This window comes from Micromonospora sp. CNZ296, assembly GCF_007827635.1.
The window spans coordinates 22,378-47,572 of the sequence record NZ_VISW01000033.1 but is presented as its reverse complement, the minus strand read 5'-3'; the positions used below and the strand labels follow the sequence as shown (position 1 = coordinate 47,572).

At 71.1% G+C, this 25,195-nt stretch carries 22 protein-coding genes; 2 read left to right on the top strand and 20 right to left on the bottom strand.

Annotated elements, in window-relative coordinates; all coding sequences use genetic code 11:
* Nucleotides 1-174: 174 nt before the first annotated feature.
* Both FB455_RS32260 and FB455_RS32255 read right to left on the bottom strand, forming a co-directional pair.
* Nucleotides 175-864, bottom strand: coding sequence for an anti-sigma factor family protein (locus tag FB455_RS32260; protein WP_013283620.1), 690 nt, complete (start codon nt 862-864; stop codon nt 175-177).
* Nucleotides 861-1,430 (bottom strand): sigma-70 family RNA polymerase sigma factor, encoded by a 570-nt coding sequence (locus FB455_RS32255; RefSeq protein WP_013283619.1) that lies wholly within the window; start codon nt 1,428-1,430, stop codon nt 861-863. Before FB455_RS32255 ends, FB455_RS32260 begins: the two co-directional genes overlap by 4 nt.
* Before the next feature lie 170 nt (nt 1,431-1,600).
* Here FB455_RS32255 and FB455_RS32250 point away from each other — a divergent pair, with 170 nt between their 5' ends.
* Nucleotides 1,601-3,727: a PhoX family protein gene (locus FB455_RS32250; protein ID WP_145755715.1), complete on the top strand. Its 2,127-nt coding sequence runs from the start codon at nt 1,601-1,603 to the stop codon at nt 3,725-3,727.
* Between the two features lie 117 nt (nt 3,728-3,844).
* Here FB455_RS32250 and FB455_RS32245 read toward each other — a convergent pair whose 3' ends face one another.
* Nucleotides 3,845-4,627: an IclR family transcriptional regulator gene (locus tag FB455_RS32245; RefSeq protein WP_013283617.1), complete on the bottom strand. Its 783-nt coding sequence runs from the start codon at nt 4,625-4,627 to the stop codon at nt 3,845-3,847.
* 153 nt (nt 4,628-4,780) lie between these two features.
* Between FB455_RS32245 and FB455_RS32240 the strand changes: the two genes are divergently transcribed.
* Nucleotides 4,781-5,971: an MFS transporter gene (locus FB455_RS32240; protein ID WP_145755714.1), complete on the top strand. Its 1,191-nt coding sequence runs from the start codon at nt 4,781-4,783 to the stop codon at nt 5,969-5,971.
* Between the two features lie 137 nt (nt 5,972-6,108).
* Here FB455_RS32240 and FB455_RS32235 read toward each other — a convergent pair whose 3' ends face one another.
* The 17 genes from FB455_RS32235 to FB455_RS32155 form a co-directional block, all read right to left on the bottom strand.
* Entirely contained in the window at nt 6,109-7,149 is a 1,041-nt protein-coding gene (locus tag FB455_RS32235; RefSeq protein WP_145755713.1) for a polyprenyl synthetase family protein, read from the bottom strand.
* 87 nt (nt 7,150-7,236) lie between these two features.
* Nucleotides 7,237-8,790 carry an NADH-quinone oxidoreductase subunit NuoN gene (gene nuoN, locus FB455_RS32230; RefSeq protein ID WP_013283614.1) on the bottom strand — a complete coding sequence of 518 codons (1,554 nt, stop codon included), beginning with the start codon at nt 8,788-8,790 and terminating at the stop codon, nt 7,237-7,239.
* A complete protein-coding gene (locus FB455_RS32225) occupies nt 8,787-10,319 on the bottom strand; it encodes an NADH-quinone oxidoreductase subunit M (protein WP_120572072.1) in 1,533 nt (510 codons plus the stop codon). Before FB455_RS32225 ends, nuoN begins: the two co-directional genes overlap by 4 nt.
* 64 nt (nt 10,320-10,383) lie before the next feature.
* Entirely contained in the window at nt 10,384-12,345 is a 1,962-nt protein-coding gene (gene nuoL, locus FB455_RS32220; protein WP_145755712.1) for an NADH-quinone oxidoreductase subunit L, read from the bottom strand.
* 7 nt (nt 12,346-12,352) lie between these two features.
* Nucleotides 12,353-12,652 (bottom strand): NADH-quinone oxidoreductase subunit NuoK, encoded by a 300-nt coding sequence (nuoK, locus tag FB455_RS32215; protein ID WP_013283611.1) that lies wholly within the window; start codon nt 12,650-12,652, stop codon nt 12,353-12,355.
* 55 nt (nt 12,653-12,707) lie between these two features.
* Nucleotides 12,708-13,478 (bottom strand): NADH-quinone oxidoreductase subunit J, encoded by a 771-nt coding sequence (locus tag FB455_RS32210; RefSeq protein WP_013283610.1) that lies wholly within the window; start codon nt 13,476-13,478, stop codon nt 12,708-12,710.
* Nucleotides 13,475-14,122 (bottom strand): NADH-quinone oxidoreductase subunit NuoI, encoded by a 648-nt coding sequence (gene nuoI, locus FB455_RS32205; RefSeq protein ID WP_013283609.1) that lies wholly within the window; start codon nt 14,120-14,122, stop codon nt 13,475-13,477. Before nuoI ends, FB455_RS32210 begins: the two co-directional genes overlap by 4 nt.
* Nucleotide 14,123: 1 nt before the next feature.
* Entirely contained in the window at nt 14,124-15,479 is a 1,356-nt protein-coding gene (gene nuoH, locus FB455_RS32200) for an NADH-quinone oxidoreductase subunit NuoH (protein ID WP_013283608.1), read from the bottom strand.
* Nucleotides 15,476-17,917, bottom strand: coding sequence for an NADH-quinone oxidoreductase subunit G (locus FB455_RS32195; RefSeq protein ID WP_013283607.1), 2,442 nt, complete (start codon nt 17,915-17,917; stop codon nt 15,476-15,478). The genes nuoH and FB455_RS32195 overlap by 4 nt, the downstream gene beginning before the upstream one ends.
* On the bottom strand, nt 17,917-19,233 hold the full coding sequence (gene nuoF, locus FB455_RS32190; RefSeq protein ID WP_047892134.1) for an NADH-quinone oxidoreductase subunit NuoF: 1,317 nt from the start codon (nt 19,231-19,233) through the stop codon (nt 17,917-17,919). The genes FB455_RS32195 and nuoF overlap by 1 nt, the downstream gene beginning before the upstream one ends.
* Nucleotides 19,230-20,324 (bottom strand): NADH-quinone oxidoreductase subunit NuoE, encoded by a 1,095-nt coding sequence (gene nuoE, locus FB455_RS32185; protein ID WP_145755711.1) that lies wholly within the window; start codon nt 20,322-20,324, stop codon nt 19,230-19,232. Before nuoE ends, nuoF begins: the two co-directional genes overlap by 4 nt.
* On the bottom strand, nt 20,321-21,646 hold the full coding sequence (locus FB455_RS32180) for an NADH-quinone oxidoreductase subunit D (protein WP_013283604.1): 1,326 nt from the start codon (nt 21,644-21,646) through the stop codon (nt 20,321-20,323). The genes nuoE and FB455_RS32180 overlap by 4 nt, the downstream gene beginning before the upstream one ends.
* Nucleotides 21,643-22,374 carry an NADH-quinone oxidoreductase subunit C gene (locus tag FB455_RS32175; protein WP_013473555.1) on the bottom strand — a complete coding sequence of 244 codons (732 nt, stop codon included), beginning with the start codon at nt 22,372-22,374 and terminating at the stop codon, nt 21,643-21,645. The genes FB455_RS32180 and FB455_RS32175 overlap by 4 nt, the downstream gene beginning before the upstream one ends.
* Entirely contained in the window at nt 22,371-23,051 is a 681-nt protein-coding gene (locus FB455_RS32170; protein WP_013283602.1) for a NuoB/complex I 20 kDa subunit family protein, read from the bottom strand. Before FB455_RS32170 ends, FB455_RS32175 begins: the two co-directional genes overlap by 4 nt.
* 11 nt (nt 23,052-23,062) lie before the next feature.
* Nucleotides 23,063-23,428 (bottom strand): NADH-quinone oxidoreductase subunit A, encoded by a 366-nt coding sequence (locus FB455_RS32165; protein WP_013283601.1) that lies wholly within the window; start codon nt 23,426-23,428, stop codon nt 23,063-23,065.
* A gap of 134 nt (nt 23,429-23,562) precedes the next feature.
* The gene (locus FB455_RS32160; RefSeq protein WP_145755710.1) at nt 23,563-24,837 is read right to left on the bottom strand and encodes a geranylgeranyl reductase family protein; all 1,275 of its coding nucleotides are present in this window, start codon (nt 24,835-24,837) and stop codon (nt 23,563-23,565) included.
* A gap of 134 nt (nt 24,838-24,971) precedes the next feature.
* Nucleotides 24,972-25,190, bottom strand: coding sequence for a hypothetical protein (locus FB455_RS32155; protein ID WP_030273586.1), 219 nt, complete (start codon nt 25,188-25,190; stop codon nt 24,972-24,974).
* Nucleotides 25,191-25,195: the final 5 nt, after the last annotated feature.

Below are 25,195 nucleotides of genomic sequence, written 5' to 3'. Positions count from 1 at the left end.
GGATCAACGAAGAGCCACCCAAGTGATCACCAACGCCGAACCCTAACGGCAATCAGCCGAACCGATCACCACAGACATAGAAGCGTCTTGCACTTACCGCCCCGGCGAAAGGGGCGAACCACCCGCACCGAGGGCCACAAGTGCAAGATCAACGGGGAGAGCGGGCGGGCAGGGTCAGCGCAGGTCGTAGGCCAGGACGGGGGCGTTTGTTCCTCGGAGCAGCTCCAGACGGACCAGCTCGCCCTTGGTGAAGCGGGTGACGCCGGAGAAGCGCAGGTCGTCACCGGGGGCGGCGAGCCACGAGCCGATCTGCTCCGTCGCGCCGTCCGGGCCGTGCGCCACCAGCCGGAACGTGTACGCCTCCCGGTGCCCGGCCCGCCTGTCGTACCCGCAGTGCATGGTGACCTCGGTGCCCCACGGCGTCTCGGTCAGCCCCACCTCGGCGTGCACCGGCACCGTCCCGGCCACCGGCCGCATCGAGGCCAGCGCCACCGGCGGCTTCGTCGGCTCGGCCGGCGACTGCACGAGTCCCACCCCGACGCCCGCCAGCACCGCGAGCGCGGCGGCGGCGAGCGCTGTCAGCGCGTACCGTCGGCGGGAGCGGGACCGCTCGCGGCGCTTGCGCTCGCGCGCGGCGTCGAGCAGCGCGGGCACCCGCGACGTCTCCGGCCCGACCTCCAGGAACTGCTCCAGCCCGGCCGGGTCGAGCCGCCCCAGCAGGCCGGGCAGCACGGCGATCTCGGCCACCGCCTCCCGGCACTGGGCGCACCCGGCCAGGTGCCGCTCGTAGGCGACCCGGTCCGCCGGGGCGAGGGCGCCGAGCACGTACGCCCCGTCGTCGTGCGCGAACTCGCAGCGTGTCACCCGGTCACCCCCATCTCGGCCAGCGCCAACCGTAGTGAGCGCAGCGCGTAGTGGGTACGCGACTTCACCGTCCCCGGCGGTACGCCCAGCCGTGCCGCCGCCTCCGCCACCGAACGTCCCTGGTAGAAGCACTCGACGAGCACCTCCCGGTGGGTCGGGCTGAGCCGGTTGAGCGCCTCGGCCACGGTCCACGCCTCCACCGCGCGCTCCGTCTCGTCGACCGTCTCGGCGGTCTCGGGCAGTTCGTCCGTGTAGACCTCGCCGACCCGGGCCGAACGCCGCCGCCAGGCGTCGATCGCCAGGTTCCGCGCGGTGGTGAACAGCCAGGCGCGTACCGAGCCGCGTCGCGGGTCCAGCGACTCGGGGTGCCGCCAGGCGCGCAGGAGCGTCTCCTGCACCAGGTCCTCGGCCCGGGGCCGATCGCCGTTGACCAGCCGCAGGGCGTGCGCGTACAACGCGTCGGCATGCTCGTCGTGCAGCGCGCGCAGCAGTTGGGCGTCGTGGTCGCTGATGGCGGTACCTCGCTTCCGGCGGCGGGGAAACCGGCGATGCGTTCGCCCTTCCATACGTGCCGTGACGCCGAACGGTTCATCCGCAGGTCAACGCGGAGCTGTTCACGTCCGGTTCAGGTCCGGGCCGATCCCCGCTCACCGTGCCCTGGCAGCGTCCGGCGGGTGAGCGCCCGGGCCGTCTCGCCCGCGCGCCTTCCGACGTTGAGATCAGGAGGCTCCACCTCATGAGCGACCGGCCTCGCCTGCTTCCGCTGCTGGGTGGCACCCGCCACGGCAGCCGCGACGCGATGACCTGTCTGTACCGGTGCGGCAACGCGTGTGACCACCCGGTGCCGAACCCGACCGACAACCCGTACTTCGGCGACGTGGTCGACACCGAGATCTCCCGGCGCGGCGTGGTCCGGGCCGGCGCGGTCGGTGCGCTGGTGCTCGGCTTCGGCGGCGCCGCCGCGGGCGCGCTCGCCGGCGCCGCGCCGGCCGCCGCTGCGCCCGCCGCCCCGCCCGTGCCCGGCGGCGGCGAGGTCTCGCCCGCCGGCGCGGGCCGCCCTGGTAGCGGCGCGTTGACGTTCAAGCCGATCCCGCCGAACAAGCTCGACACCCTCGTGGTCCCCAACGGGTACGACCACTCCGTGGTGATCCGCTGGGGTGACGAGGTCGTGCCCGGCGCGCCCGCGTTCAGCCTCGGCCGGCAGACCGCCGCCGCCCAGTCCAAGCAGTTCGGCTACAACAACGACTTCGTCGGCGTGCTCCCGATCGACCGTCGGCGCGCGCTGCTCGTGGTGAACCACGAGTACACCAACGAGGACCTGATGTTCCCCGGCTTCACCAGCCAGGACGCGCTCACAGTGGAGCAGGTACGGGTGGCGATGGCCGCGCACGGCATGTCCGTGGTGGAGCTGGAGCGGGTGGAGAACACCGGGCAGTGGCAGCCGGTACGGCGTGGCCGGCGGGAGTACAACCGCCGGGTCACGGCGCTGGCGACGAAGTTCGAGCTGACCGGCCCGGCCGCCGGCTCGGCGTGGCTGCGTACCGCCGCCGACCCGAAGGGCCGGACGGTGATCGGCACGCTCAACAACTGCGCCGGTGGCGTCACCCCGTGGGGCACAGTGCTCTCCGGCGAGGAGAACTTCAACCAGTACTTCGTCGGCGGAGACGGCGCGCCGGAGGAGCAGAAGCCGAAGCTGGCCCGGTACGGCATCCCGACCGACGTGCGCCACCCGAGCGGCAGCCGCAAGTGGGAGCGGGCGGACGAGCGCTTCGACCTGGCCAAGCACCCCAACGAGGCGAACCGGTTCGGCTGGATCGTCGAGATCGACCCGTTCGACCCGCAGGCCAAGCCGCGCAAGCACACCGCGCTGGGCCGGTTCAAGCACGAGGGCGCGAACGTCATCGTGGCGCGCAACGGCCGGGTGGTCGCGTACATGGGCGACGACGAGCGCTTCGACTACCTCTACAAGTTCGTCTCGGACAAGAAGTTCATGCCGGGGAAGTCCTCGGTGGCGCGGCGGCACAACCTGACGCTGCTGGAGTCGGGCACGCTCTACGTCGCGAAGATCGAGGGCGACAGCCCGGCCGCCGAGATCGACGGTTCCGGCAAGCTCCCGGCCGACGGTGGGTTCGGCGGCCGGGGCCGCTGGATCAAGCTGGTCAGCGGCAACCGCTCGTACGTCGACGGCATGACCGCCGCGGACGTGCTCACCTTCACCCGGCTGGCCGGGGACAAGGTCGGCGCCACCAAGATGGACCGGCCCGAGGACGTCGAGCCGAGCCTGCTCACCGGCAAGGTCTACGTGGCGCTGACGAACAACAGCGACCGCGGCAAGGCCGGCAAGGCGCCCGCCGACGAGGCGAACCCGCGCAACAGCAACAAGCACGGGCAGATCCTGGAGCTGGTCGAGGACCGCGGCGACAACACCGCCGAGACCTTCGCCTGGTCGCTGCCGATCGTCTGTGGCGACCCGGCCGACGCCTCGACCTACTTCGCAGGGTACGACAAGACGAAGGTCTCCCCGATCTCCTGCCCGGACAACGTCGCCTTCGACGCCACCGGCAACCTGTGGATCTCGACCGACGGCAACGCGCTGGGCAGCAACGACGGCCTGTTCGCCACCGCCGTCGAGGGTCCGGAGCGGGGCCACCTGAAGCAGTTCCTCACCGTGCCGCTCGGCGCGGAGACCTGCGGCCCGTTCATCACCGGCGACAACCGTTCGGTCTTCGTGGCCGTGCAGCACCCGGGCGAGGTTTCCGGCGCGTCGGTGGAGAACCCCGCCTCCACCTGGCCGGACGGCGACTTCGCCAAGCCCGGCGTGGTGGTCGCCTGGCGCCTCGACGGCGGCCCGGTCGGTAGCTGACCCACCCCGGGGGCGGTCCGGCGCTGGGCCGCCCCGCGAGGGGCCGCCGACCCACCAGGTCGGCGGCCCCTCGTCAGTTCTCGGAGGCGGTCCCGGCGGGGATCGGCGCGCGGCGAGTCAGTTCTCGGAGGCGATGCCGTCGGCGATGGCGCGCGCGGCGGTGAGGAGCTTGGCGCGTACCACCCGGGCCGATGTCATCATCTCGCCGGCCGGCAGCGCGCACGCCAGCACCACCCGGCGCTCGATGTCCTTGTCCGGGCTGACGAGCACCGCGGCGCACGCCACGCCCTGCCGGAACTGCCCCAGCTCCAGCTGCATGCCGCGCCGGTCACCGGCGGCCAGGTCCGCCTCGAACGCCTCGACAGTGGTGAGGGTGGCGGTGGTGAACGGGCGCATGCCGTACTCGCGCAGGTAGCGGAAGCGCTGTTCGGTGGTGAGCGTGGCGAGCAGGCTCTTGCCCAGCGCGGTGGCGTGCGCGCCCTCGTCGAAGCCCGGCACCAGGTCTTCCATGTAGGGCGAGCGGGGCCCCTCGGCCGATGCGGTCACCGCCACCTGCCCGCCGACGAAACGGCCGAGGTAGTGGCTCCAGCCGGTATCCGACGCCGCGCGGCGCAGCGCCTCGCCCACCGCCGGCGGCCCCCGGAACGCGGTGACCAGCTCGCGGTAGCGGTCGGCCACCTCCAACCCCACGATGTACGTCCCGTCCTCGCGCCGGATCACGTAGCCCTCGTACGCGAGCGTGCGCACCAGGTGGTAGGTGGTGGCGACGGTCAGCTCGCAGCGCCGGGCGATCTGCTTCACGGTGAGCCCTCTCGGCGCACGGCCGACCGACTCGAGCACTCGAAGCGCGCGAGACACGCTACGGATCAGGTCCGAAGGTTCCGCCAAGGGGTCGCGCACAACCACCTCCGCCGCCGGGGACTTACACCATATGAAAAACCGGCCGAGTGCGAAATGCCTGTTCGGATGGAGGATGCCAGAAGACCGGACACAGACCGTGTGTCGACGGACACGATGAGCAGCCAAAACGTCCGGGCGTAAGGTGTGCTCGCGATGACTGAAACAGTTTCGCGAGTCGCCTCTCCGGCGTCCCGCCACGCCGTCACGGTCGGCGCGGGCGCCACCCTCACCACGATCGTGTGCGTCCTGCCCGTCTTCCTGGTCGGTGGGCTCGCCGTCCAGCTCGCTGACGAACTCCGCTTCAGCCCGGCCGGGCTGGGCCTGGCCGTCTCGATCTACTTCGGCGTGAGCGCGCTCGCCTCGGTGCCCTCCGGCGCCCTGGTCGAGCGCTTCGGCTCGGCCCCGGTCGCCCGGGCCGCCATCCTGCTCTCCGCCGCCTCGCTGCTCGCAGTGGCCGGGCTGGCCCGGTCGTACCCGATCCTGGTGGCGCTGCTGGCGCTCAGCGCCGCCGCCAACGCCCTCGGGCAGCTCGCCAGCAACGCCGCGCTGGCCGAGCACGTACCCGCCCACCGGCAGGGCCTCTCGTTCGGCGTGAAGCAGGCCGCCGTACCGGCCGCCACGCTGCTGGCCGGCCTGGCGGTACCCACCGTCGCGCTCACCGCCGGCTGGCGCTGGGCCTTCGTGGCCGCAGCGGTGGCCGCGCTCGCCGTGCTGCCGGCCGTACCCCGGGCCGGACGGGACCGGCGGGCCCGGACCGCCTCCGGTCGCGGTCCCGGCGGCACCGGCCCGCTCGTGGTGATCGGGCTGGCCGCGACGCTCGCGGCAGCCGCGGCGAACGCCCTCGGCACGTTCCTGGTCGACTCGGCTGCGGCGCGAGGGCTCTCCCCCGGCCTGGCCGGCCTGACGCTGACCCTGGGCAGCGTGGTGTGCGTGCTCGCCCGGGTGGGCGTCGGCTGGCTGGCCGACCGGCGCACCAGCGGGCACGTCGGGCTGATCGCCGGGATGCTGCTGACCGGCTCGGTCGGCCTCATCCTGCTCGCGGTGGCCGGATCGGCGCCGCTGGTAGCGGGCGTGGTGCTCGGCTTCGGTCTGGGCTGGGCCTGGCCGGGGCTGATGAACTTCGCCGTGGTCCGGCTCCACCCGCAGGCCCCGGCCGCCGCCACCTCGATCACCCAGACCGGGGTGTACGCGGGCGGCTGCCTGGGTCCGCTCGGCCTGGGCGCGCTGGCCGGCGCGGCGGGCTACCCGGCGATGTGGCTGACTGCTGCCGCGGCGATGCTCCTGGCCGCCCTCCTGATGCTGCTGGGCGCCCGCCTCCTACGCCCCACCCCCGCCCTCCCCTGACCGTCCGCGTCGCCCCCGAGCCCCGTCGCGTCGATCATGAAGTTAGCGGCGCGACACGCCGTACGGGCGGCCGTCAACTTCATGATCGACGAGAGCCCGAGCGAGTGAGGGTGGGCGCGCGGGGGATCAGCGCGGGGTCAGCTGGTGCGGTCGGCGATGTAGTCGCAGAGGGACTCCAGCGCGCGACGCGCCGGACCCTCGGGCAGCGGAGCCAGCCGGGCGCGTGCGTCCTCGGCGTAGCTGCGCACCGTCTCCCGGGCGCGCTTGAGCGCCGGCGACTCCCGCAGCAGGCCCAGCGCCTCGGCGTGCAGCGCGTCGTCCACCAGCGGGCCGGTGGCCAGGATCTCGCGCAGCCGTACGCTCGCCGCGTCCGCGTCGTCGGAGGCCATCGCGTAGAGCACCGGCAGGGTGGGTACGCCCTCGCGCAGGTCGGTGCCGGGCGTCTTGCCGGACTGGACCGACTCGCTGGCGATGTCCAGCAGGTCGTCGGAGAGCTGGAACGCGACGCCGATGATCTCGCCGTACTCGGCCAGGGCCTCGACGTGCTCGGGATCCGCGCCGCCGAACATGCCGCCGAAGCGGGCCGAGGTGGCGATGAGTGAACCGGTCTTCTCGGCGATCACGTGCAGGTAGTGCGCGACCGGGTCGGTGTCGCGCGGGCCGACCGTCTCGGCGATCTGGCCGTGCACCAGCCGGGCGAACGTGCGCGCCTGGAGGCGTACCGCCTCGGGGCCGAGGTCGGCGGCGATGTCCGCGGCCCGGGCGAAGAGGTAGTCGCCGACCAGGATGGCCACCGAGTTGGTCCAGCGGGAGTTGGCGCTCGGAGCGCCGCGACGCACGGCGGCCTCGTCCATCACGTCGTCGTGGTAGAGCGTCGCCAGGTGGGTGAGTTCCATCACCACGGCGGCGGGGACGACCTGGTCGGTATCCGGGTCGCCGAACTGGGCGCCCAGCGCCACCAACAGCGGACGGAACCGCTTGCCGCCAGCCTCGACCAGGTGCCGGGACGCCTCGGTCACCAGCGGATCGGCGCTCGCCACGCTCGCCCGCAGGCTCGTCTCGACCCGGTCGAGCACGCCCAGCACTGAGGCTTCGACGCGCGGGTCGGCGAGATGCAGGCCGAGCGCGCCGAACTGACCTGAACGCTCGCCAGCCGGGTTCGCCACGTCCTCAACCATGCCACACCCGTTCGACCTGCTCGTCGACGGGGATACGCCGGGGGCCGGCACGCCACGGCGTACCGGCCCCCGGTGGGATCACCTCTGTCATCTGACGAATTCGGCGGCACCGGTCGTCAGGTCGAGCAGCGGGCCGGGCACCACGCCGAGGACCAGCGTGGCGAGCACGCCGATGACCAGGGCGGCCGAGGTGAGCGCGCCGGGCACGGTCACCGTCGGGGTGGACTCGCCCGGCTCGGACAGCCACATCATGACGACGACCCGCAGGTACGGGAACGCCAGCACCATGCTGGTCAGCACGCCGGCGATCACCAGCCACGCCTGGTTCGCCTCCAGGGCCGGGCCGAAGACCGCGAACTTGCTGGTGAAGCCGCTGGTCAGCGGGATACCGGCGAAGGCCAGCAGGATGAACGTGAAGATCGCCGCGAAGAACGGCGAGCGGCGGCCCAGCCCGGCCCAGCGGGACAGGTGTGTGGCCTCCCCGTCGGCGTCGCGCACCAGCGTCACCACGGCGAACGCGGCGAGCACCGAGAAGCCGTACGCGGCCAGGTAGAACATGGTGCCGGAGAGCCCTTCACGGCTCGGTGCCAGCACACCGACGAGCAGGTAACCGGCGTTCGCGATCGACGAGTACGCCAGCAGGCGCTTGATGTCGGTCTGGGTGACCGCCAGCACCGCGCCGACCAGCATGGTCAGCACCGCGATCGCGCCGAGCACCGGGGTGAAGTCCCAGGAGGCCCCGGCGAACGCGACGTGGAAGACGCGCAGCAGCGCCCCGAACGCGGCGACCTTGGTGCAGGCCGCCATGAAGCCGGTGACCGGGGTCGGCGCGCCCTGGTAGACGTCCGGCGTCCAGACGTGGAACGGCGCGGCGGCGGCCTTGAACAGCAGGCCGATGGCGAGCAGCGCCATGCCGGCGAACAGCAGCACCGGGCTGGACGGGGAGTCGGTGACCGCGGCGTGCACGGTGGCGAAGTCGACGCCGGCCGTACGGCCCGGGATGCCGGAGGTGAAGCCATAGATGAGGGCCACACCGAACAGGAAGAACGCCGAGGCGTACGCGCCGAGCATGAAGTACTTCAGCGCCGCCTCCTGGCTCAGCAGACGCCGGCGGCGGGCCAGCGCGCAGAGCAGGTAGAGCGGGAGCGAGAAGACCTCCAGCGCGACGAACATGGTCAGCAGGTCGTTCGCCGCCACGAAGATCAGCATGCCGCCGATCGCGAACGACATCAGCGGGTAGACCTCGGTGGCGCCACCTACGCCCTCGGCCTGCCGCCGGTCCTCCGCCGACTCGGCGGTGACAGCGGCGTGCGCCACGAAGGCGCCGCCCCGCTCCACGGTGCGCTCACCGACGAGCAGCAGCGCCATCACCGCGAGCACCAGGATCGCGCCCTGGAGGAACAGGGTGGGCCCGTCGATCGCGATGGCGCCGCCGATGGTGATCAGCCGGTCGTCGGCGTTCAGAATCACCATGACGATCGCGGCGAGCATCGCCACCAGGGCGAGCCCGAGTTGCACCGCGTTGCGCAGACGACGCGGCACGAACGCCTCGACCAGGACCCCGAGCAGCGCCGCACCCAGCATGATCAGGATGGGAGCGAGCGCCGCGTAGTCGATCGACGGCAGCCTCAGTTCACTCACTTCGCGGCCTCCTGGACGCTGCCGACCTCAGGGGCGGGGTCGGACTTGCCGACGTCCTGCATGGTCGCCTGGACGGCGGGGTTGATGACGTCGGTGACCGGCTTCGGATAGAAGCCGAGCAGCACGATCAGCGCGATCAGCGGCGCGACGACCACCTTCTCGCGCAGGGTGAGGTCACGGCGCATGCCCTCGACCTCGGTCAGCGCCGGGTTCAGCGTGCCCTGCGTGGTGCGCTGCACCATCCACAGCACGTACGCCGCCGCCAGGATGATGCCGAGCGTGGCGATCACGGCGACCGGCTTGTTGACGGTGAACGTGCCGATCAGCACCAGGAACTCGGAGACGAACGGCGCGGTACCCGGCAGCGCCAGTGAGGCGAGACCGGCGAAGAAGAGCACACCGGCCAGCACCGGCACCAGCTTGCCCGCGCCGCCGAAGTCGCTGATCAGCGCCGAGCCGCGCCGGGCGATCAGCATGCCGACCACGAGGAACAGCAGGCCGGTGGCCAGGCCGTGGTTGAGCATGTAGAGCACCGCGCCGGTGCCGGCCTGGGTGGTGAACGCGAAGATGCCGACGCCGATGAACCCGAAGTGCGCGATCGAGGTGTACGACACCAGGCGCTTCAGGTCGTTCTGACCGACCGCCAGCAGCGCGGCGTAGATGATGCCGATGACTCCGAGCGCCAGGGCCCACGGTGCGAACCAGCGCGACGCCTCCGGGAACAGCGGGAGGCAGTAGCGCAGGATGCCGAACGTGCCGACCTTGTCCAGCACGCCGACAAGCAGCGCGGCGGCGCCGGCCGGTGCCGCGCCACCGGCGTCCGGCAGCCAGGTGTGGAACGGGAAGAACGGCGCCTTGATCGCGAAGGCGACGAAGAAGCCCAGGAACAGCCAGCGGGCCGTGTCGGTGGCGAACTCCGCCTGGCTCAGTGCCTGCCAGTCGAAGGTCTTCCCGCCGACCACCCAGAGGCCGATCACCGCGGCCAGCATGAACAGACCGCCGACCAGCGAGTAGAGGAAGAACTTCACCGCCGCGTACTGCCGCTGGTGGCCGCCGTAGCTGCCGATCAGGAAGTACATCGGCACCAGCATGACCTCGAAGAACACGTAGAACAGGAAGACGTCGGCGGCGGCGAAGACGCCGATCATCGTGCACTCGAGGACGAGCAGCAGCGCGAAGTACGCGGGCACGGAGCGCTTGGACGCCTCGGCGTCGTGCCAGGACGCCAGGATCACCAGCGGCACCAGGATCGCGATCAGCATCAGCATGACCAGCGCGATGCCGTCCACCTCGAAGGTGAAGCTCACGCCCCAGTTCGGGATCCACGGGTACGACTCGCGGAACTGGAACCGGTCACCGCCTGCGGAGAAGGCGAACCACATCACCACCGACAGCACCAGCACCAGCAGCGACCAGCCGAACGCGACCAGCTTGGCCAGGTCCGGGCGGCTGCGGGGCAGCAGTGCCACCACCAGGGCGCCGACCAGCGGCGCCACGGTCAGCACCGAGAGGAACGGGAAGTTGGACATTATTCGGCCTTACCTCCGTCGTGACTGCGTGGCCCGCCGGCGGGGGCGGCCGCGTTGAGGTCGATCACGCCAGCCACCCCGCCTGCACCGCCAGGAACGCCGCCACCACGAGCAGCGCGCCGGTCAGGATCGAGGTCGCGTACGACCGCACGAAGCCGGTCTGGAGCCGCCGGAGCCGGCCCGAGCCCCCGCCCACGGCGGCGGCCAGGCCGTTGACCAGCCCGTCCACGCCCCGGTTGTCGAGGAACACCAGCGCCCGGGTGAGGAAGATGCCCGGCTTCTCGAAGACCGCCTCGTTGAAGGCGTCCGTGTAGAGGTTCCGGCGGGCGGCGGTGACCACCACGCCGGCCGGCTGCGGCTCGGTGGCCGTACCGGAGCGGAACAGGAACCAGGCCAGCCCGGCACCCAGCACGGTGACCAGCAGCGACAGCGCGGTGAGCAGCCAGTGCGCCAGCACCGGCGCGTGCTCCCCGCTCTCGGCGGCGAGTCCGTTGGTGGCGGTGAGCCAGTCCGGCACGGAGGTGGCGAGCAGGAAGCCCGCGCCGACCGAGCCGATCGCCAGCAGGATCAGCGGGACGGTCATCAGCTTCGGCGACTCGTGCGGGTGCTCGATGTCCTCGGTCCAGCGCTTCGGGCCGTGGAACGTGAGCACGAACAGCCGCGTCATGTAGAACGCGGTGAGCCCGGCACCGAGCAGCGCGGCCATGCCGAACAGCCAGGCCGTCCAGCCCTCCCGCTCGAAGGCGGCCACGATGATCGGCTCCTTGGAGAAGTAGCCGGAGAACGGGAACATGCCGATGATGGCGAGCCAGCCCATCATGAACGTCAGCCAGGTGACCTTCATGTACTTGGACAGCCCGCCGAAGCGGCGGATGTCCACCTGGTCGTTCATGCCGTGCATGACTGAGCCTGCGCCGAGGAACATGTTGGCCTTGAAGAAGCCGTGCGCCAGCAGGTGCACGATGGCCAGCGCGTACGCGGCGCCGCCGAGGCCGACGCCCAGGAACATGTAGCCGATCTGGCTCACCGTCGACCAGGCCAGCACGCGCTTGATGTCGTCCTTGGCCGCGCCGATGATGCAGCCCATCAGCAGCGTGAGCGCGCCGACGCTGACCACCACGAGCTGGAGCGTCTCGTTGGCCGAGAAGATCGCGTTGGAGCGGGCGATCAGGTAGACGCCCGCGGTGACCATGGTGGCCGCGTGGATGAGCGCGGACACCGGGGTCGGACCCTCCATCGCGTCCGGCAACCACGCCTGGAGCGGGAACTGGCCGGACTTGCCGGCCGCGCCGAGCAGGAGCAGCAGGCCGAGCACCAGCACGGTGGTCGAGGTCAGCGAGCCGACCCCGTTGAACACCTCGTCGTACTGGGTGGTGCCGAGCATGGCGAACATGATGAAGATGCCGATGGCCAGGCCGGCGTCGCCGACCCGGTTCATCAGGAACGCCTTCTTGCCGGCGGTGGCGGCGCTGGGCCGGCCGTACCAGAAGGAGATCAGCAGGTACGACGCCAGGCCGACGCCCTCCCAGCCGAAGTAGAGCATCACGTAGTTGTTGCCGAGCACCAGCAGGAGCATGGCGGCGACGAACAGGTTGAAGTACGCGAAGAACAGCCGCCGGCCCGCGTCGTGCGCCATGTACTCCACGGCGTAGAGGTGGATCAGGAAGCCCACCCCGGTGATCAGCAGGACGAAGACCGCGGCCAGCGGGTCGAAGAGCAGACCGAAGTCCACCCGTAGGCCGCCGACCGCGATGAAGTCCCAGAGGCTCAGCTCGACCTGCTTGTTCTCCAGCCCGCGCAACTGGAAGAAGTAGGTGAGCCCGAGCACGAAGGCGGCGCCGATGGCGCCCACTCCCAGCCAGTGGCCCCAGCGGTCGGCCCGCTTGCCGAGCAGCAGCAGGATCGCCGCGCTGACCAGCGGGATCGCCACCAGCAGCCAGACACTGCCCAGCATCCCGTCCGCCGTGGCGAAGGTGACGGCTTCGGCTGGCTCAGACTGGGCGATCGTCAGAATCTGTTCCACCACGAGCCCCTCAGTACTTCAGCAGGTTGGCGTCGTCGACGCTGGCCGAGCGCCGGGTCCGGAAGATCGCCATGATGATCGCGAGCCCGACCACGACCTCGGCCGCCGCCACCACCATCACGAAGAACGCCATGATCTGGCCGTTCAGGTCGCCGTTGATCCGGCTGAACGTGACCAGGGTCAGGTTGGCCGCGTTGAGCATCAGCTCGATGCACATGAACAGCACGATCGCGTTGCGCCGGACCAGCACGCCCACGGCACCGATGGTGAACAGCACCGCCGCGAGGATGAGGTAGTAGTCCGGGGTCACCGTGCCAGCCTTTCGTTCGCGACTGCGGGGCTCCGCTTCGCTGCACTCCTCGCGCTCACCGATCAGTCCCCTTCGGTGCGGTCTCCTCGGCCGTCAACTCGCGCACCGGCATGATCTCCGGGATGCTGCGGTCGGTCAGCCGGCCGTCGGGCAGACGGGCCGGGGTGGCCACCGAGGAGGACGTGGCGTAGACGCCCGGGCCGGGCTTCGGTCCGGGGTAGTTGCCGGGGCGGAACCGCGCCTTCATGGTGGCGATCTGGTCCATCCGGTCCGCCTTGCGCCGCTCCACGTGCGCCAGCACCATCGCGCCGACGGCGGCGGTGATCAGCAGCGCCGAGGTCAGCTCGAAGGCGAAGACGTACTTGGTGAACAGCAGCCGGGCGATGCCCTGGACGTTGCCCTCGCCGTTCGCCTCGTCGAGCCCGACCGGCTGGACGCCGTCGAGCGCGCGGTAGAGGCCGGTGCCCACCAGGCCGGCGAAGCCGAGCCCGAGGACCACTGCGGCGACCCGCTGGCCGCGCAGCGTCTCGATGAGCGAGTCGGACGCGTCCCGGCCGACGAGCATCAGCACGAACAGGAACAGCATCATGATCGCGCCGGTGTAGACGATGATCTGCACCATGCCGATGAACGGCCCGGCCTGGAGCACGTAGAACACGCCCAGGCAGAGCATGGTCAGCACCAGCCAGAGCGCGGAGTGGACCGCGTTGCGGGCCCACACCATGCCGATCGCCCCGAGCAGGGCCAGCGGCGCGAGGATCCAGAAGGTGACCTCCTCACCCCCGGACACCTGGCCGGCGGCGGCGAGCACCGTAGCCGAGGTCATGCCTTGCCTCCCTTGCCCGCCGCGGCGGCGGACCGCTGCTCGGCCTGCTCGGCGCCGGGGAAGGTCACGCCGGGGTGCTCCTCCACCTGGTACCGGCCGGGGCCCATCGGCGAGCGCTCGGCGCCGGCCGAGGTGCCCGGGTTGGTGAGCGCGCCGACGTAGTAGTCCTTCTCGCTGTCGCCCAGCCGCATCGGGTGCGGCGGCTGCTCCATGCCTTCGAGCAGCGGCGCGAGCAGCTGCTCCTTGGTGAAGATCAGGTCCTGCCGGTTGTCCCGGGCCAGCTCGTACTCGTTGCTCATGGTGAGCGAACGGGTCGGGCATGCCTCGATGCAGAGCCCGCAGAAGATGCACCGGGCGTAGTTGATCTGGTAGGTGCTGGCGTACCGCTCACCAGGAGAGAAGCGCTGCTCCTCGGTGTTGTCGCCACCCTCCACGTAGATCGCGTCGGCCGGGCAGGCCCAGGCGCACAGCTCGCAGCCGATGCACTTCTCCAGCCCGTCCGGGTGCCGGTTGAGGATGTGCCGCCCGTGGTAGCGCGGCGCCGAGACCGGCGGCTTGAACGGGTAGTCGGTGGTGACGACCTTCTTGAACATGTGCGAGAAGGTGACACCGAAGCCCTTGAACGTTCCGGTGATCGCGCCCACGTCACACCTCCCTGGAGTCCGGGCCGGCGACCACGTTGGCCGGCTCCCGCTCGGCGAGCACGCGCTTCGTACGCGGGCTCGGCGGAACCTGAAGATCCATCGGCGGCAGCGGGAAGCTGCCGTACGGCCGGGTGTCCGCCTGCTCCTGCAGCGACGGCTTCGGCTCCTTCTTCCGCGACGGCCAGAAGAGCGTGGCCAGCAGCAGCACGCCCGCGCCGACGGCGGTGACGAGCAGCCGGTCCCGGGTCTGCCAGTCCTCGATCGAGCGCAGCCCGGCGAGCACCATGATCCAGACCAGGTTCAGCGGCAGCAGCACCTTCCAGCCGAACCGCATGAACTGGTCGTAGCGGAGCCGGGGCAGCGTGCCGCGCAGCCAGACGAAGACGAACACCAGCATGATGACCTTGCCGAAGAACCACAGCATCGGCCACCAGCCCTCGTTGGCGCCCGACCAGATCGTGATCGGCCACGGGGCGTGCCAGCCGCCGAGGAACAGCGTCACGGTGAACGCCGACATGGTCACCATCGCGACGTACTCGCTGAGCATGAACAGCGCGAACTTCAGCGAGCTGTACTCGGTCTGAAAGCCGGCCACCAGCTCCGACTCCGCCTCGGGCAGGTCGAACGGCGCCCGGTTCGTCTCACCGACGATGGCGATGAAGAACATGATGAAGCTGGGCAGCAGCAGGATGGCGTACCAGCCGGGGGCGGCGAGGTCGAAGCCGCCGATGCTCAGCCGGGTGCCGTCGCCCTGCGCGGCGACGATCCCGCTCGTCGACATGGTGCCGGCGGTCATGAAGACCGCGACCACGCTCAGGCCCATGGTGACCTCGTACGAGACCAGCTGGGCCGCCGAGCGGAGGCCGCCGAGCAGCGGGTAGGTGGAGCCGCTGGCCCAGCCGCCGAGCACGATGCCGTACACGGCGAGCGAGGAGAAGGCCAGCACCACCAGCACCGCCACCGACACGTCGGTGACCTGGAGCGGCGTCCGGTGCCCGAAGATGCTCACCATCGGCCCGAACGGGATCACCGACAGCGCGGTGACCGCGCAGACCACCGAGATCACCGGGGCGAAGAAGTAGACGACCTTGTCGGCCTTGCGCGGGAGGATGTCCTCCTTGAAGGCCAGCTTCACGCCGTCGGCGAGCGTCTGGAGCAGACCGAACGGACCGGCCTGGTTGGGGCCGGGCCGCACCGCCATGCGGCCGACGACCCGGCGCTCGAACCAGACGCCGAGCAGCGTGGCCGCCACGGCGACGACGAACGCGAACAGGATCTTGCCGAGGACCAGCCACCACGGGTCCTTGCCGAAGTCGGCAAGCGTCGGGTCCTGCGCCGCGAGGATGACGGGGTTCACTGCACCCACCTTTCGTTCCCGACTGCGGAGACGCTCACCACGTCGCCGGACGTCGCGCCGAGGCCGCGCCGCACGGTGGAGCCGGGTGAGTTGGTCGGCAGCCACACGACGCCGTCGGGCATCTCGGTGATCGCCGCCGGCAGCGTGATCGCGCCGCGGTCGGTGCCCACCGTGACCGGGTCGCCGTCGGCCACACCCAGCGCCTCGGCGGTGCCCTTGCCGAGCCGGACCACCGGCGGGCGGGCGGTGCCGGCGAGGTGCTCGTCGCCGTCGGTGAGGCTGCCCAGGTCGATCAGCTGGTGCCAGGTGGCGAGCACCGCCTCGCCCGGTCCGGGCTGCCGCACCGCGGCCGGCTCGACCGAGGGCGCCGACGGCCGCTCGACCCGGGTGCGCGGCAGCGCGCCCAGCTCACGCCGGATGCTCGGCACGTCACCGGTGCCGAGCCGCACGTCGAGCTGCGCGGCGAGCGCGTCGAGGATGCGGGCGTCGGTCATCGCGCCGGTGTCCAGCACCTTCTCGAACGTGCGCAGCCGGCCCTCCCAGTCCAGGAAGCTGCCGGCCTTCTCGACCACCGGCGCGACCGGCAGGACCACGTCGGCGCGGCGGGACACCGCGCTCATCCGCAGTTCCAGGCTGACCAGGAACGGCACCGCGTCCAGTGCGGACTCGGCCAGGCGCGGGTCGGCCAGGTCGGCCGGGTCGACGCCGGCCACCACCAGGGCGCCGATCTGTCCGTTCGCGGCGGCGGTGAGGATGCCGTCGGTGTCGCGGCCGGCCTGGCTGGGGATCACCCCGGCCGGGATGTCCCACGCCTCGCCCAGCTCCGCGCGCGCGGCCGGCTCGGTGACGACCCGGCCGCCGGGTAGCAGGTTGGGCAGGCAGCCCGCGTCGACAGCACCGCGGTCACCCGCGCGCCGCGGCACCCAGACCAGCCGGGCACCGGTACGCCGGGCGACGTCCGCCGCCGCCGACAGGCCGCCCGGCACCTCGGCCAGGCGCTCGCCGACGATCAGGATCGCGCCGGGCTGACCCAGCGCCTCGGCCACCGTGGCGTGCTCGGCCAGCACGCCGGCCTCCTCGCCGGGCACCACCCGGGCCAGCTTGGCCCCGAGCTTCTCCAGGCCGCGCGTGGCGAACGGCGCGAGCGCGTACACGGTGAGCTTCTTCTTCAGGTACGCCTTGCGCAGCCGCAGGAAGAGGATCGGGCACTCCTCCTCCGGCTCCAGGCCGACGAGCACCACAGCGGGCGCGTTCTCCACGTCCGTGTAGGTCACGTCGGTGACCCCGGCGACGCTGCTGGCCAGGAAGTCGGCCTCCTCGCGGGAGACCGGGCGGGCCCGGAAGTCGATGTCGTTCGTGTGCAGCGCGATGCGGGCGAACTTCGCGTACGCGTAGGCGTCCTCGACCGTCAGCCGGCCGCCGGTCAGCACCGCCGTGCCGGTCGCGCCGTCGCGGGCCGCGCGCAGCCCCTCGGCGGCCCGGGTCAGCGCCTCGCTCCAGGACGCCTCGCGCAGCTCACCGGTCTTCTCGTCGCGCACCATCGGCGTGCTGATCCGGTCGAACGCGCGGGTGTACTGGAAGCCCCAGCGGCCCTTGTCGCAGTTCCACTCCTCGTTCACCGCCGGGTCGTCGCCGGCCAGCCGGCGCAGCACCTTGCCGCGCCGCCAGTCGGTGCGCTGCGCGCAGCCGGCCGAGCAGTGCTCGCAGACGCTGGGCGTGGAGACCAGGTCGAACGGGCGGGCCCGGAACCGGTACTGGGTGCCGGTCAGCGCGCCCACCGGGCAGATCTGCACGGTGTTGCCGGAGAAGTACGAGTTGAACGGGACGTCCCCCTCGTCACCCTCCTCGCCGTACGCGTCGTCCCGGTAGATGTTGATCTCCTCGTGCGAGGAGCGTCCCATCAGGTCGATGAACTTGTCGCCGGCGATCTCCTCGGAGAACCGGGTGCACCGCTGGCAGAGCACGCAGCGCTCGCGGTCGAGCAGCACCTGGGTGCTGATCGGCAGCGGCTTCGGGTACTCCCGCTTGTGCTCGTGGAACCGCGAGTCCGTCCGGCCGGTGGACATCGCCTGGTTCTGCAGCGGGCACTCGCCGCCCTTGTCGCACATCGGGCAGTCCAGGGGGTGGTTGAGGAGCAGCAGCTCCATCACACCCTCCTGGGCCTTCTTGGCGACCGGGGAGGTGAGCTGCGTCCGCACCACCATGCCGTCGGCGACGGTCTGGGTGCAGGAGGCGACCGGCTTGCGCTGGCCCTCCACCTCCACCAGGCACTGCCGGCAGGCGCCGGCCGGGGCCAGCAGCGGGTGGTCGCAGAAGCGCGGGATCTCGGTGCCGAGCTGCTCGGCGACGCGGATCAGCAGCGCGCCCTTGGGCGCGGTGACCTCGACGCCGTCGATGGTCAGCGTGACGGTCTCGGTCTGCTTGGCTACGTCGGTCATCAGTGAGCTCCAACCAGAGACTTGTCGGAGAGCTTCGGAGCGGTACGTCCCTCGATGTAGTCGAGGTAGTCCTGCTTGAAGTACTTCAGCGACGAGGTCACCGAGCTGGTCGCGCCGTCACCGAGACCGCAGAACGAGCGGCCGAGGATGTTGTCGCAGGTGTCGAGCAGGGTGTCCAGGTCCTCGTGGGTGCCCTGGCCGGCCAGGATGCGCCGGTAGACCCGGACCATCCAGTAGTTGCCCTCCCGGCACGGGGTGCACTTGCCGCACGACTCGTGGTGGTAGAACTCCAGCCACCGGTAGGTCGCGTACACCGGGCAGTCCTGGTCGGAGAAGATCTGCGTAGCAGTGGTGCCCAGGATCGAGCCGGCCGCCGCCACCCCCTCGAAGTCCAGCGGCACGTCCAGGTGCTCGGCGGTCAGCAGCGGCGTCGACGAGCCGCCCGGGGTCCAGAACTTCAGGTTGTGCCCGGGCTTCATGCCGCCGGCCAGCTCGATCAGCTCGCGCAGCGTGATGCCCATCGAGCACTCGTACTGGCCGGGGTCGGCGATCCGGCCGGACAGCGAGTAGATCATCGGACCGGACGACTTCTCCGTGCCCATCGTCTTCCACCAGTCCGCGCCACCGAGCACGATGTACGGCACGCTGGCGATGGTGCCGACGTTGTTGACCACGGTCGGGCTGGCGTACAGGCCGTGGGTCGCCGGGAACGGCGGGCGCAGCCGGGGCTGGCCGCGGAAGCCCTCCAGCGAGTCCAGCAGCGCGGTCTCCTCACCGCAGATGTACGCCCCGGCGCCGGAGTGCACCACCAGGTCCAGGTCGAAGCCCGAGCCGAGGACGTTCCGGCCGAGATAACCCTTGGCGTACGCCTCGTCGACAGCGCTGCGCAGCCGCCGGGCGGCGTGCACCGCCTCACCACGGATGTAGATGTACGCCCGGTTGGCCCGGATCGCGTACGAGGCGATGATGACGCCCTCGACGAGCGAGTGCGGGTCGTGGGTCATCAGCGGCAGGTCCTTGCAGGTGCCCGGCTCGCCCTCGTCGGCGTTCACCACCAGGTAGTGCGGCTTGCCGTCGCCCTGCGGGATGAAGCCCCACTTGAGACCGGTCGGGAAGCCCGCGCCGCCTCGCCCGCGCAGTCCGGAGTCCTTGATCAGCTGGATCAGGTCGTCCGGGTGCGCCTTGAGCGCCTTGCGCAGGGCGGCGTAGCCGTCCAGCTTCTCGTAGGTGCCGAGCCGCCACGCGTCCGGCGAGAGCCAGCGCTTGGTGAGCACCGGCGTGAGCTTGGCCAGCGTCTCCGGCCGAGGAGTGGTCACTTCCGGACCCCCGTTCCGCTCGCGTCCGCCGGGTCGGCGCCGTCCGCGCCCGTACCGGACTCCGCTTCCTTGAGGTTGCGCTCCTGCGCGCCGGCCGCGTCGCCGGCGGGCTTGCCGTCGCCGGGCGGCGGGTTCGCCGCCACGCCGGCCGCCTCCGCCGCCCGCGCGTCGCGCGGTGCCGGGGCCGGGCCGTCCACCGGGACCTTGGTGCCGGGCGCGTCCGGCACCGGGGTGCTCGCGTCCGGCTGCCGGGTCTCGGCGGTACGCACCTGCGGCGACTTGTCGTCCGGCGCCTTCACGTCCGGCGCGGTGCTGCCGGTGGCCGCCTCCGGCTCGGCCGGCTCGGGCGCGGGGGCCGGCTTGGCGGCCTCGGCCTTCGCCTTCGCCTCGGCGGCGGCCCGGTCGGCCTCGGCCTTGCTGCGGATCGGGGTCTTCGGGTCGAAGCCCGGTACCGAGACGCCGTGCTGCTCGGCCAGGCGCAGGCCGCGCAGGCTCGGCTCGCCCGGCCCGCCGTCGGCCACCGCGCCGTCGCGCTCGTCGGCGAAACCGGCGAGCTGGACCGCCATCTCCTTGAGCGTGCACAGACGCGCGCCACGGGTCGGCATCGGCCGGCCGCCGGCGCGCAGCTCCTCGACCACGTCGAGCGCGGCCTGCGGCTCCACGTTGTCGAAGAAGTCGTAGTTGACTGTCATCACCGGGCCGTAGTCGCACGCCGCCAGGCACTCGGCGTGCTCCAGGGTGATCTTCCCGTCGGCGGTGGTCTCCTCGTGCCCGACGCCGAGGTGCTCGGCCAGGGTGTCGTAGACCTTCTGCCCGCCGAGCACGTCGCACATGGTGTTGGTGCAGACGCTCACCAGGTAGTCACCGGTGGGCTTGCGCTTGTACATGGTGTAGAAGGTGGCGACGGCGCCGACCTGGGCCTTGTTGAGCCCGAGCACCTCGGCGCAGAACTCGACACCGGCCGGGGAGACGTAGCCCTCCTCAGACTGGACCAGGTGCAGCAGCGGCAGCAGCGCCGAGCGGGACCGGTCCGCCGGGTACCGGGCGATGATCTCCCGCGCCCGGGTGCGAGTCGTTTCGGAAAAGCTCATCGGTCACAACCACCCATCACGGGGTCCAGCGAGGCGCCGCCGGCGATCACGTCGGCGATCAGGCCGCCCTCGGCCATCGCCGGGAGGGCCTGGAGGTTGACGAAGCTCGGCTCCCGGTAGTGCACCCGGTAGGGCCGGGTGCCGCCGTCGGACACCGCGTGCACGCCCAGCTCGCCGCGGGGCGACTCGATGCCGACGTACACCTGGCCCGGCGGAACCCGGAAGCCCTCGGTGACGAGCTTGAAGTGATGGATCAGCGACTCCATCGACTGACCCATGATCTTGGCGACGTGCTCCAGCGAGTTGCCCATACCGTCCACGCCGATGGCGAGCTGCGCCGGCCAGGCGATCTTCTTGTCGGACACCATCACCGGGCCGGGCTTCAGACGGTCCAGCGCCTGCTCGATCAGCTTCAGCGACTCGCGGATCTCCGCCACCCGGACCAGGTAGCGGCCCCACACGTCACCGTCGGTGTGGGTCGGCACGTCGAACTCGTACGTCTCGTAACCGCAGTACGGCATCGTCTTGCGCAGGTCCCAGGCGAGGCCCGCGGACCGCAGCACCGGGCCGGTGACGCCGAGCGCCATGCAGGCGGTCACGTCGAGCACCGCGACGTGCTGCGTACGCTCCAGCCAGATCGGCTGGCCGGACAGCAGGTTCTCGTACTCCTTGAGCCGCTTCGGCATCAGCTGGAGAAAGTCGCGGATCTTGCGGATCGCGTCGTCCGGCACGTCCTGCGCCACACCGCCCGGCCGCACGTACGCGTGGTTCATCCGCAGGCCGGTGATGGTCTCGAAGATGTCGAGGACGTACTCCCGCTCGCGGAAGCCGTACAGCATCATGTTGATCGCGCCCAGCTCCATGGCGGTGGTCGCCAGCCAGACCAGGTGCGACGAGACGCGGTTGAGCTCCATCATCAGCACTCGGATGGTGGTGGCCCGCTCGGTGATGTCGTCGGTGATGCCGAGCAGCTTCTCCACCGCGAGCGCGTACGCCGTCTCGTTGAACAGCGGCGAGAGGTAGTCCATCCGGGTCACGAACGTCGAACCCTGGACCCAGTTGCGGTACTCCAGGTTCTTCTCGATGCCGGTGTGCAGGTAGCCGATGACCGAGCGGGCCTCGCGGACCGTCTCGCCCTCCAGCTCCAGGACCAGCCGGAGCACGCCGTGGGTGGACGGGTGCTGCGGACCCATGTTGACGACGATCCGCTCGTCGTTGATCGGGTCCGTGCCGGAGACGACCTCGTCCCAGTCCCCGCCGGTGACGGTGAAGACCTTGCCCTCGGTCGTCTCGCGCTCGGTCGCGTAGTTCGACGTGGTCATTGGTACGACCTCCTACGGTCCGGCGGGGGGATCTCCGCACCCTTGTACTCGACGGGGACGCCGCCCAGCGGGTAGTCCTTGCGCTGCGGGTGCCCCTCCCAGTCGTCCGGCATGAGGATCCGGGTCAGGGCGGGGTGGCCGTCGAAGACGACGCCGAACATGTCGTACGTCTCCCGTTCCTGCCAGTCGGCGGTCGGGTAGACGGCGGTGACGCTCGGGACGTGCGGCTCCTCGACGGAGACCGCCACCTCCAGCCGGACGCTGCGGCGGTAGGTCATCGAGGTCAGGTGGTAGACCACGTGCAGACGGCGCTCCTGCGCGCCCAGGTAGTCCACACCGGACACCGACGAGAGCAGCTCGAAGCGCAGCGCGAGGTCGTCGCGCATCACCTGGCAGACCTCGGCGATCCGCTCCGGGCGGACGTGCAGGGTCAGCTCGCCCCGGTCGACCACGACCTTCTCGATCGCGTCGCCGAAGTCCGGGTACGCCTCCTCCAGCGCGTCCCGCACCTCGTCGAAGTAGCTCCCGTACGGCCGGGCCGCCTCCTCGATGGGCTTGCGCGGGCGGACCAGGCCGCCGTAGCCGGAGACGTCGCCGGTGCCCTGGTTGCCGAACATGCCCCGGCCGGCCGGGCTGGCCGGCGGGTACTCCGCCGGGGCGGTGGAGCTGGCACCGACCGGGGTGGTGGGTACCGGCACCCCGCCGTCGTTGTTCTTGTCGTTGCTCATTTCGGGCCCCTATGCGACGCCTGAAGGTGGTTCTGCGCCTTCATCCAGTTCTCGATCCGCAGCTGCTCCTCACGCCCCTCGCGGACCGCCTTCGTCCACTCGGCACGCCGGGCCTTGTCGCTGCGGTACGACGAGGGCATCGAGCCGTACGGCACCACCGGCACGTCGCCGCGCGCCTGGCGGGCCTCCAGCATCTTGCGGCCGTTCGGGCCCAGCGGCTCGTGCATGATCTTCTCGCGCAGCTTGAGCACCGCGTCGATGAGCATCTCCGGCCGGGGCGGGCAGCCGGGGAGGTACATGTCGACCGGTACGACGTGGTCGACGCCCTGCACGATGGCGTAGTTGTTGAACATGCCGCCGCTGCTGGCGCAGACGCCCATCGAGATGACCCAGCGGGGCTCGGCCATCTGGTCGTAGATCTGGCGCAGGACCGGGGCCATCTTCTGGCTCACCCGGCCGGCCACGATCATCAGGTCCGCCTGGCGGGGCGAGGCGCGGAAGACCTCCATGCCCCAGCGGCCCATGTCGTAGTGCGGGCCGCCTGCCGCCATCATCTCGATGGCGCAGCAGGCCAGACCGAACGTGGCGCCCCAGACCGAGGTCTTCCGCGTCCAGTTGACCAGCTTCTCGACGCTGGTGAGCAGGACGCCGGAGGGGAGCTTCTCCTCGATGCCCATCTGCTACCTCCTCAGTCCCAGTCCAGGCCGCCGCGACGCCAGACATAGGCGTACGCGACGAAGACCGCGACGATGAACAGGACCATCTCCACGAAGCCGAAGATCGGCAGGGCGTCGAAGGAGACCGCCCAGGGGTAGAGGAAGATGATCTCGATGTCGAAGACGATGAAGAGCATCGCCGTCAGGTAGAACTTGATCGGGAACCGGCCGCCGCCGACCGGCTGCGGGCTCGGCTCGATGCCACACTCGTACGCCTCGAGCTTGGCCTTGTTCAGACGCCGCGGGCCGGCGAGTCGGGCAGCGGCCACGGAGAACAGCGCGAACGCCGCAGCGAGGGCGAACAGCCCGATGATGGGTGCGTAAGGAGAGAGCGTCATCGTTGTCCCCTGCTCGTCCTTCCCTGACCTCGGTGGTTGGCCAAAATCACACTATTCACGTCCCTCACGACCTCGGTCGGCGGGGGTCGATCTCTGTCCGGCCCGTGGACGTTCCGCCTCGGGCCGGTCGTCTTCTACACGGCCGGAGCCACCTTCGTCATCGCGTTGATGACCCGGTCCATCGCGTCCCCGCCGCGCGGGTCGGTCAGGTTGGCCAGCAGCTTGAGCACGAAACGCATGAGCATCGGGTGCGGCATGCCGTGCTTGGTCGCCATCCGCATGATCTCGGGGCGGCCGATGAGCTTCACGAAGACGCCGCCGAGCCGGTAGTAGCCGCCGAAGCGGGCCTTCAGCTCCTGCGGGTACGCCATCAGCGCCCGCTCCCGCTCCGCGCCGACCGGGCGGGCGAGCGCCTGCACCACGACCTCCGCGGCCATCTCGCCCGACTCCATCGCGTACGCGATGCCCTCGCCGTTGAACGGGTTGACCATGCCGCCGGAGTCACCGACGAGCAGCACGCCGCGGGTGTAGTGCGGCACGCGGTTGAAGCCCATCGGCAGCGCGGCGCCGAGGATCGGACCCTCCGCGTTGGACTCGTCGGTCATCCCCCAGTCCTCGGGGGTGTTCGCGAGCCAGTCGGTGAGCAGCTTGCGGTAGTTCGTCTTGCCGAACGCCGAGGAGGAGTTCAGCACGCCCAGGCCGACGTTCACCCGGCCGTCGCCGAGGCCGAAGATCCAGCCGTAGCCGGGCAGCAGCGCGTCGCTGCCCTTGGCCCGCAGCTCCAGCCAGGACTCCAGGTAGTCGTCGTCGTGCTTGGCGGGCGAGCGGTAGTAGCGGCGGACGGCCACGCCGATCGGGCGGTCCTCCCGCTTGGCGAGCCCGAGTGCGAGCGGGAAGCGGCCGGAGACGCCGTCGGCGGCGACCACGAGCGGCGCGTGGAACGTGGCGGGTTCCTTGTCCGGGCCGACCTCGGCCTGCACGCCGATCACCCGGTCGTCGGCGCCGAGCACCGGTCCGAGGACGTTGACGCTGGTCTGCAGCTTCGCCCCGGCGGCGACCGCACGCTGGGCGAGCAGGTCGTCGAAGTCGAGCCGGGTGCGCACCAGGCCGTAGTTGGGGAAGCTGGCCAGGTCGGGCCAGTCCAGTTCCAGGCGTATGCCGCCGCCGATCACCCGCAGGCCCTTGTTGTGCAGCCAGCCCGCCTCGGGCGAGGTGTCCACGCCCATCCGGATCAGCTGCCGTACGGCGCGGGGCGTGAGCCCGTCACCGCAGACCTTCTCCCGGGGAAACTCCGTCTTCTCCAGCAGCAGCACGCGTACGCCGTGCCGCGCCAGGTGGTACGCCGTGGCCGATCCTCCGGGACCGGCGCCCACGACGATGACGTCGGCGTCGTTCTCCACCGCGGTCATCCGCGCCTCCTCCCGCATGCTCGTGAAATGCTTCACAAGCCGATCCGGTTGGAGTCTATGACCGGCGTTACACCAGTACGCGCTGAGGGGGGCCTAACTTCGCGGAAACGCGCCGGTAAGAGCGTCGAGACCGGTCAGGGGCGCGCCTGCGCGGCCGGTCCGAGCCCGGCGTCGAGGCGGATGGCCTCGGGCAGGTGGTCGCGCAACGCGCCACCGGCGGCCCGGTCCAGCGCGGCCAGCACCTCGGCGACGACCTGCCGGACATCGGCGGGATCCGCGCCGGCCAGCTCGCGGAGCTGCGCGATCAGCTCGGCGGCGTCGTCGTCGGTGGCGGCCTGGTCTGGTCCCGTCATGGGGG